Genomic DNA, 8,508 nt, shown 5'->3' with positions numbered 1-8,508 from the left:
GACCTCAACATCGAATATGGCCGTCTGGAACTGGAGCAGGCCACCTGGGCGGAGCCCGCGCGCATCGATGCCGAGGCGCGGAAGCTGGGCATGCTCGATCCGCGTCCACAGGACATCCAGTTGGTGCGCCGATGAAATTCCGTGTCGACCGCACCCCGGTTCCCAGCCGCCGCCGCGGCCAGGGCCCCTCCACGCGCAAGCGCATGATGCTGGTGGTGGTCTTGCTGGGCCTGGCCTCCGCTGGGCTGGTGGTGCGCGCGTTCGACCTGCAAGTGGTGCGCAAGCAGTTCTACCAGGACCAGGGCGACGCCCGCTTCCTTCGCGAAGTGCCCATCGCGGTGTCGCGCGGCACCATCTTCGACCGAAACGGCGAGCCGCTGGCGGTGTCCACGCCGGTGATGTCGATCTGGGCCAACCCGCCGGAGGTGCTGGAAAACGAAGAGCGCATCCCGGAACTTGCCAAGGCGCTTGGCATGGATCCGGCGGACCTCAAATCCAAGCTCGAACAGCGCTCGGACCGCGAATTCATGTACCTGATCCGGCAGATGCGCCCGGACCGCGCGCAGGCCATCGTGGATATGAAGATCCCCGGCGTGAATGCGCAGCGGGAGTTCCGCCGTTACTACCCGTCGGGTTCGGTTACGGCCCATATTCTTGGATTCACCAATATCGACGACCGCGGCCAGGAAGGCCTGGAGCTCGCCTTCGACGATTGGCTCGCCGGCAAGCCGGGCTCCAAGCGGGTGATCCGCGACCGCATGGGCCACACGGTGGAAGATGTCGAGCAGGTGCGCGAGCCGCAGCCCGGCCGCGACATCACGCTGTCCATCGACCGCCGCATCCAGTACCTGGCCTACAGCGCGCTGCGCGAAACCATCCAGAAGTTCGACGCCGATTCAGGCTCCATCGTGATGCTCGACGTACACACCGGCGAAGTGCTGGCCATGGCCAACCTGCCGGAGTTCAACCCGAACAACGTGAGGGGAAGCACGCCGAACGATCGCCGTAACCGGGCGATGACCGACGTAGTGGAACCGGGCTCCACGATGAAGGCGTTCACCCTCACCGCGGCGCTCACGTCTGGCAAGTACACGCCCACCAGTCCGCTGATCGAAACCTCGCCGGGCAGCTGGATGATGGGCGGACATCCGATCCGCGATACCCACAACTGGGGCACGCTCACGCCGACCGGCGTGATCACCAAGTCGTCGAACGTGGGTGCGGCGAAGATCGCCATGACCCTGGACACCGACCTCATGTACAGCACGTACAAGGCCTTCGGTTTCGGCAGCAGCACCGGTAGCGGTTTCCCTGGCGAAGCTGCCGGCTACCTGCCAGTCGGCCGTAGCTGGAAGCCGATCGAGAAATCGCGTATCGCCTACGGCTACAACCTCAACGTCACGCCGCTGCAGCTGGCGTCGGCTTATGCCGCCATCGGCAATGGAGGCGTGCTGCACTCACCGAGCTTCGTCAAGGGCCAGGACAATCCCGCCCAGCAGGTCACCACGCCGGAAATCGCCGGAGAGCTGGTGAGGATGCTCGAAACGGTGGTCGCTCCCGGCGGTACCGGTTCACCCTTTGCCGCCGTGGCCAACTACAGCGTTGCCGGCAAGACGGGAACCTCGCATAAGGCGAGCGCCGGCGGCTACGACGCGAAGGGTTACATCTCGCTATTCGTCGGCATGGTCCCGGCAAGCGCGCCGCGCCTGGTGACGGCGGTGGTGATCAACAATCCCAAGACCCGCGCCTACTACGGCGGCGTGGTGGCGGGCCCCGCCTTCGCACAGGTGATGGAGGGTGCAGTACGCCTGCTCGACATCCCGCCCGATAACGTCGGCCGCTGGTATGCCGGTGGCCCAAGCCAGGGCGGCATGATCGGCGCCACCAGCATGCCGCCGCCGGCCGCCGACGATTCGGCTGCCGAAGAGACGGTGCCATGAGCGAGCCGATGACCCTGTCCGTGCTGCTCGATGGCATCGCCGACGCCGGCAAGCGCGGCGACATCGTCGTGTCCGGCCTCACCCTTGATTCGCGCAACGTGAAGCCGGGCGATGCATTCATCGCCCTGGCCGGCACCCGCGAGCACGGCATTGCCTATGCTGCGTCCGCCGTGGAAACGGGTGCCGCCATCGTGCTGGCCGAGGCGCCATTGCCTGCCGAAGCCTCCCGGCCGGCCAACCAGGTGGTTTCCATCAAGCACCTGCGCCGCCATGTCGGCGAGCTCGCCGCGCGCTTTTACGGCCGTGCCTCCGAAGCGATGACCGTGGTCGGCGTGACCGGCACCAACGGCAAGACATCCACTGTGCAGATGCTGGCGCAGGCCTTCACCGCGCTGGGCAAGCGCACCGCCACCATCGGTACGCTTGGCGCGGGCCTGCACGGTTCGGTGGTGGCCGGCGAACGCACCACGCCCGATGCCATCAGCATGCAGGCGCAGATGGCGGAATTCCGCGCTGCGGGGGCCACCCACGTGGCGATGGAAGTGTCCTCGCACGCGCTCGAACAAAACCGGGTGAATGCGGTGGCCTTCGACATCGCGGTGTTCACCAACCTCACCCGCGACCACCTGGACTACCACGGCACGATGGAAGCCTATGGCGCGGCCAAGGCAAAATTGTTCGCCTGGCCGGGCCTGCGCCATGCGGTGATCAACGTCGACGACCCGTTCGGCGCCAAACTGGTCAAACAGGTGGGCGAGGGCGTGCAGGTATGGCGCACCAGTACCGCCAGCGGCAGCGATGCAGACGTCCGTGCATCGATGATCACCACCAACGGCCAGGGCATTGCCTTCGAACTGACCACCCCGTGGGGCGTGCGCGTGATCCGCAGCCGTCTTATCGGCCGGTTCAACGTGGCAAACCTCCTGGCCGTCATTGCCGTGCTGGGTGCGTCGGGGGAGTCGTTCGAATCCATCGTCAATGCAATCACCGCGCTCGAACCGGTGGAAGGCCGCATGAACCGCATTGGCGGCGAGCGCGGAAAGCCACTATTGGTGGTTGACTACGCCCACACGCCCGACGCGCTTACCCAGGCGCTGAGCTCTGTGCGCGCGCATACCAGCGGCAAGGTGATCTGCGTGTTCGGCTGCGGCGGTGAGCGCGATCCCGGCAAACGGCCGCAAATGGGTGCCATCGCCGAGAAACTCGCCGACCTTGCGATCGTCACCGACGACAACCCGCGGGGCGAGGACGGCGACACCATCGTGGCGCAGATCCTGGCCGGTTTCACCCGCGCCGACTCAGTCGTGGTCGAGCGTGACCGTGAAGCGGCCATTCGCCTGGCCCTGCGCCACGCCCGCAAGGATGACGTGATCCTCGTCGCCGGCAAGGGCCACGAGACCTACCAGGAAGGCGCGCAAGGCAAGCGCCCGTTCGACGACATGGCGGTGGCCCGCGCCGCGATGGAGGCCCGCGCATGATGCGGCTCTCCACCATTGCACTGTGGACCCACGGCGCGCTGCAGGGCAGTGACGGCGAGGTTGGCGGCGTGTCCATTGATACGCGCACGATCAAGCCGGGCGATCTCTTCGTGGCCCTGGTCGGCGAGCGGCACGACGGCCACGACTTCGTCGCTGAAGCCGCCACGCGCGGCGCCGTTGCAGCGCTCGTCACCCGCCAATTGGCCCAGCCGATCGCGCAGGTCGTGGTGGACGACACCCTGCTGGCCCTGGGCGACCTTGCCAGCGCCGTGCGTGCCCAGTCGGACGTGCGCGTGATCGGCATCACTGGATCGAATGGCAAGACCACGGTGAAAACGCTCGCCGCGTCCATCCTGTCCCGCCATGGCCGCACGCACGTCAACAGCGGCAACTTCAACAACGAGATCGGCATGCCGCTCACGCTTTTGGCCATGCCGCCCGATTCCGAGTATGCGGTGCTGGAAATGGGCGCCGGCAAGCCGGGTGACATCGACTACCTCGCTGCCATCGCAAGGCCCGACATCGGCCTCGTCAATGGCATCGCGCCGGCGCATCTTGCGCGCATGGGAACCGTCGAAGGCGTAGCCGAAACCAAGGGCGCGCTGTACCACGCCTTGCCCGCCGACGGCGTGGCCATCGTCAATGCCGACGACGCCTTCGCGCCGATGTTCATGGGCATGGCGGGGGGGCGCCGCGTTTTGCGCTTCGGCCTGGATCATGCCGCCGACATCGGCGCGGACATCGTGGAACTGCGCCCGGAGAGTTCGCATTTCGTGCTGTCCACGCCACACGGCGATGCCGACGTCGAGCTGCCGCTGGGAGGTCGCCACAACGTCGCCAACGCCCTGGCCGCCGCCGCGATCGCCGTGGCGCTGGACGTGCCGATGGACACCATCGTCGAAGGTCTCGAGCGTGCCCCGCCCGTGCCCGGCCGCCTGAGCCTGCAGCCGATGGAAGGTGGCTGGACCCTGATCGACGACAGCTACAACGCCAACCCCGGTTCCACTGCCGCGGCCATCGATACGCTGGCGCTGGCCAAGGGCGAGCGCTGGCTGCTGCTGGGCGATATGGCCGAGCTCGGGCCCGATGCCGCCCGGCTGCATGCACAGGTGGGCGAACTGGCGCGCGCGCGCGGCATCGACCGCCTGTATGCCACCGGGCCGTTGTCGGCCTCGGCGGTGCAAGCCTTCGGTGAAGGCGCCCGTCATTTCGACAGCCAGCAGGCGCTGGCCGATGCCGCAATCGCCAACCTCAAGCCCGGCGTCACGGTGCTCATCAAGGGTTCGCGTTCGTCGGCCATGGAGCGTGTCGTGGCCGTTCTGGTGAAGCATGCCAAGGGAGGCTCCGATGCTGCTTGAGCTTGCCGACTGGATGGCCCGCCACTACACGGCGCTGCATCTTTTCCAGTACATCACCTTCCGCACGATCATGGCGGCGCTCACCGCGCTTGCGGTGTCGCTGCTGCTTGGCCCGGCGATGATCCGCCGCCTCGCCGCGCTGAAGGCCGGCCAGGTGGTGCGCAGTGATGGTCCGCAAACGCACCTGGTGAAGGCCGGTACGCCGACCATGGGCGGCACGCTGATCCTCTTCGCTGTCACCATCAGCACGCTTCTGTGGGCGGATCTTCGCAACCGCTATGTGTGGGTGGTGCTGGGCGTGATGCTGGCCTTCGGCGTGATCGGCTTCTACGACGACTACCGCAAGCTGGTGCTGAAGGACAGCCGGGGCCTTGCCAGCCGCTGGAAGTATTTCTGGCAATCGGTGTTCGGCCTGGGCGCGGCGCTGATCCTTTATTACACACACCAGCTGCCGGCCGAGACTGCCTTGTACGTGCCGCTGTTCAAGCAGGTGGCGCTGCCGTTGGGCCTGGCGTTCGTGGTCCTCGCCTATTTCATCATCGTCGGGTTCTCCAATGCGGTGAACCTCACCGACGGCCTGGACGGGCTGGCGATCATGCCCAGCGTGCTGGTGTCCGGTGCATTGGGCGTGTTTGCCTATCTCGCCGGCAACCGCGTGTTCTCCGAATACCTTGGCATTCCCTCCATTCCCGGTGCGGGCGAAATGGCCGTCTATTGCGGTGCGCTGGCCGGTGCGGGCCTGGGCTTCCTCTGGTTCAACACCTATCCCGCCCAGGTGTTCATGGGTGACGTCGGTGCGCTGGCGATCGGCGCGGCGCTCGGCGTGGTGGCAGTGATCGTGCGCCAGGAAATCGTGCTGCTGGTGATGGGCGGCGTCTTCGTGATGGAAACCGCGTCGGTGATGCTGCAGGTGGCCAGCTTCAAGTTGCGCGGCAAGCGCATCTTCCGCATGGCGCCGGTACACCACCATTTCGAGCTCAAGGGCTGGCCCGAGACCCGGGTCATCGTTCGCTTCTGGATCATCAGCGTCGTCCTTGTGCTGGTGGGCCTTGCCACGTTGAAGGTGCGGTGATGGGCCTCTTCGACGCATCCCAGGCACGGCGGCGGCAGGGGCCGCGCGGCCACTACGACATGCTGCTGATGGTGGCGGCGATCCTGCTGGTGAGCATGGGCCTGGTGATGATCGCCTCAAGCTCCATCGCCGTGGCCGATGGCGCCAACAAGGGCGCGTTCTATTTCTTCAAGCGCCACACGTTGTTCATCTCGCTCGGCTTCCTGTGCGCGGTGGTCGCCGCGCGCACCGAACTGAAGACGCTGGAGAAGCACAGCTTCCTGCTGATGCTGCTGGCCGTCATCATGCTGCTGGCGGTGTTCCTGCCCGTGCTCGGCATGCGCATCAACGGTGCGCGCCGCTGGCTGAACCTTTTCGTGACCAGCTTCCAGCCTGTGGAGGCGGTGAAGCTGATCCTTGTGGTGTACCTGGCCAGCTACCTGGTGCGGCATCGCGACGGCGTGGAATACAAACTGTTCGGCGTGGTCAAGCCACTGCTGGTGGCGAGCTTTGTGATCGTGCTGCTGCTGGCGCAGCCGGATTTCGGCTCCTCGGCACTGGTAATCGCGGTGACGGTGGGCATGATCTGGCTGGCCGGGGCGCGCATGCGCAACCTGGTGCTGCTGGGCCTGCCGCTGGTGCCGGCGATCGCATGGGCGGCGATGACCGAGGACTACCGCATGAAGCGGTTGACCTCGTTCCTGGACCCCTGGGCTCACCCGTACGACGACGGTTTCCAGCTCACCCAGGCGCTGATCGCCATCGGCCGCGGCGAGTGGCTGGGCGTAGGCCTGGGTTCGAGCGTGCAGAAGCTTTTCTACCTGCCCGAAGCGCACACCGACTTCATCCTGTCCGTGATCGCCGAGGAACTGGGCCTGGCCGGCGTGCTGTTCGTCATTGCGCTGTTCGCGGTGCTGGTGGGCCGCGGCCTGATGCTGGGCTTGCGTGGGGTCGAGATCGGCCAGCGCTTCGCCGGCTACATCGCCTTCGGGCTTTCGCTGATGATCGGCCTGCAGGCGATCGTCTCGATCGGCGTGAACCTGGGCGTGCTGCCGACCAAGGGCCTCACCTTGCCGTTGATCAGCTACGGCGGTTCGTCGGTGCTGCTGACCTGCGTGATGGTGGGCGTGCTGTTGCGCGCCACCTTCGAGATCAACCGGGCCATCGATGCACGGGCGATGGGTCCGCGCGTGGCGACCGACGGCATCAGCGTGCCGCTTGAACAGGGGGAGCCGGCATGAACGCGCAGGCACCCGTGCTGATCATGGCCGGCGGCACCGGCGGCCACATTTTCCCGGGACTTGCCGTGGCCGAGTCGCTGCGCGCGCTGGGCGTGCCGGTGGTGTGGCTGGGCGCCGACGGTGGCATGGAAACCCGCGTGGTGCCGGCGCACGGCATCGACCTGCACACCGTGGCCGTGGGTGGATTGCGCGGCAAGGGCCTGCGCACGCGCCTGGCCGCGCCACTGATGCTGCTGCGCTCATTGATGGCCTCGCGCAAGGTGCTGGCTTCGCTGCAACCGCGCAGCGTCCTGTCGATGGGCGGCTACGTCGCCGGCCCCGCCGGCATCGCCACCTGGATGTCCGGCCGGCCGCTACTGGTGCACGAACAGAACCGCGTGGCCGGATTCACCAACAAGGTGCTGGCGCGCCTGGCACGCCGCGTGCTGGCGGGTTTCGCCGATGCACTGCCCCATGCCGAGTGGGTGGGCAACCCGGTGCGTGCGGCGATCGCGGCCCTGCCGGTGCCGGAACAGCGGTTCGACGGCCGTCACGGCCAACGCCGCCTGCTGGTGCTCGGCGGCAGCCTGGGCGCAAGGGCCTTGAACCTCAACGTACCAGCGGCGCTCGCCCTGCTTCCGGAAGAACATCGTCCCGAGGTGCTGCATCAGTGCGGCGCGCGCGGTGTCGAGGAAGCGCGCAAGGCCTACGCCGACGCCGGTGTCGCCGCGCGTATCGAACCCTTCATCGAGGACATGGCCGCCGCCTACGGCTGGGCCGACCTCGCCGTTTGCCGTGCCGGAGCACTGACCATCGCTGAACTCACCGCCGCGGGCCTCGGCGCCGTGCTGATTCCCTTCCCCCATGCCGTGGACGACCACCAGACGCGCAATGCGCAGACCCTGGTGGCCGCCGGTGCCGCTGAACTCGTCCCTGAGCGCGGCATGGACACGGCTGCACTCTCCACGCGTCTGCGCGAATTGCTGGGCGACCGCCATCGCATGATGTCGATGGCCCAGGCAGCGCGTTCCCTGGCCAAGCCTGACGCGGCGACGGTCATCGCCCGCGCCTGCCTGGAGGTAGCGGCATGACGCCCGTCCGCCTCGGAGCCACCGACGACTTCATGTCGTCCTTCCGCGCTGTGCACTTCATCGGCATCGGCGGCGTCGGCATGAGCGGCATCGCCGAAGTGCTGCGCAACCTGGGCTATACCGTGTCCGGTTCCGATCGCGCCGCCAGCGCCACCACGCGCCGCCTGGAGTCACTGGGCATCACCGTGCACGTGGGCCACCGGCCCGAGAACGTGCAAGGTGCCGACGTGGTGGTGACCTCCAGCGCGATCGCCCGGGATAACGTGGAACTGATCGCCGCCCACGATGCGCGCACCGCGGTGATCCCCCGCGCCGAGATGCTTGGTGAGCTGATGCGCTTCCGCCGCGGCATCGCCATCGCCGGCACCCA

8 protein-coding genes are annotated in these 8,508 nt (G+C 67.1%); all 8 read left to right on the top strand.

Annotated elements, in window-relative coordinates; all coding sequences use genetic code 11:
- Positions 1–135: cell division protein FtsL (locus VK519_RS03210; RefSeq protein WP_324347616.1), on the top strand; the 135-nt coding region annotated here is incomplete at its 5' end.
- Entirely contained in the window at positions 132–1,940 is a 1,809-nt protein-coding gene (locus VK519_RS03205; protein ID WP_324347614.1) for a peptidoglycan D,D-transpeptidase FtsI family protein, read from the top strand. The genes VK519_RS03210 and VK519_RS03205, both read left to right, overlap by 4 nt.
- Complete coding sequence (locus VK519_RS03200; RefSeq protein ID WP_324347612.1) at positions 1,937–3,418, top strand: UDP-N-acetylmuramoyl-L-alanyl-D-glutamate--2,6-diaminopimelate ligase; 1,482 nt, start codon at positions 1,937–1,939, stop codon at positions 3,416–3,418. Before VK519_RS03205 ends, VK519_RS03200 begins: the two co-directional genes overlap by 4 nt.
- On the top strand, positions 3,415–4,776 hold the full coding sequence (locus VK519_RS03195) for a UDP-N-acetylmuramoyl-tripeptide--D-alanyl-D-alanine ligase (RefSeq protein WP_324347610.1): 1,362 nt from the start codon (positions 3,415–3,417) through the stop codon (positions 4,774–4,776). Before VK519_RS03200 ends, VK519_RS03195 begins: the two co-directional genes overlap by 4 nt.
- Positions 4,766–5,848 carry a phospho-N-acetylmuramoyl-pentapeptide-transferase gene (gene mraY / locus VK519_RS03190; protein ID WP_324347607.1) on the top strand — a complete coding sequence of 361 codons (1,083 nt, stop codon included), beginning with the start codon at positions 4,766–4,768 and terminating at the stop codon, positions 5,846–5,848. The genes VK519_RS03195 and mraY overlap by 11 nt, the downstream gene beginning before the upstream one ends.
- Complete coding sequence (gene ftsW / locus VK519_RS03185; protein ID WP_324347605.1) at positions 5,848–7,068, top strand: putative lipid II flippase FtsW; 1,221 nt, start codon at positions 5,848–5,850, stop codon at positions 7,066–7,068. Before mraY ends, ftsW begins: the two co-directional genes overlap by 1 nt.
- Positions 7,065–8,138 carry an undecaprenyldiphospho-muramoylpentapeptide beta-N-acetylglucosaminyltransferase gene (gene murG, locus VK519_RS03180; protein WP_324347603.1) on the top strand — a complete coding sequence of 358 codons (1,074 nt, stop codon included), beginning with the start codon at positions 7,065–7,067 and terminating at the stop codon, positions 8,136–8,138. The genes ftsW and murG overlap by 4 nt, the downstream gene beginning before the upstream one ends.
- Positions 8,135–8,508 (top strand): Mur ligase domain-containing protein (locus VK519_RS03175; protein ID WP_324347602.1); only part of this gene is annotated, 374 nt, incomplete at its 3' end. The genes murG and VK519_RS03175, both read left to right, overlap by 4 nt.

It is taken from the genome of Pinirhizobacter sp. (genome assembly GCF_035317885.1).
GTDB lineage: Bacteria > Pseudomonadota > Gammaproteobacteria > Xanthomonadales > Rhodanobacteraceae > Pinirhizobacter.
Note: the sequence above shows the minus strand (reverse complement) of the source record. Positions and strands in the feature narration are given on the sequence as shown.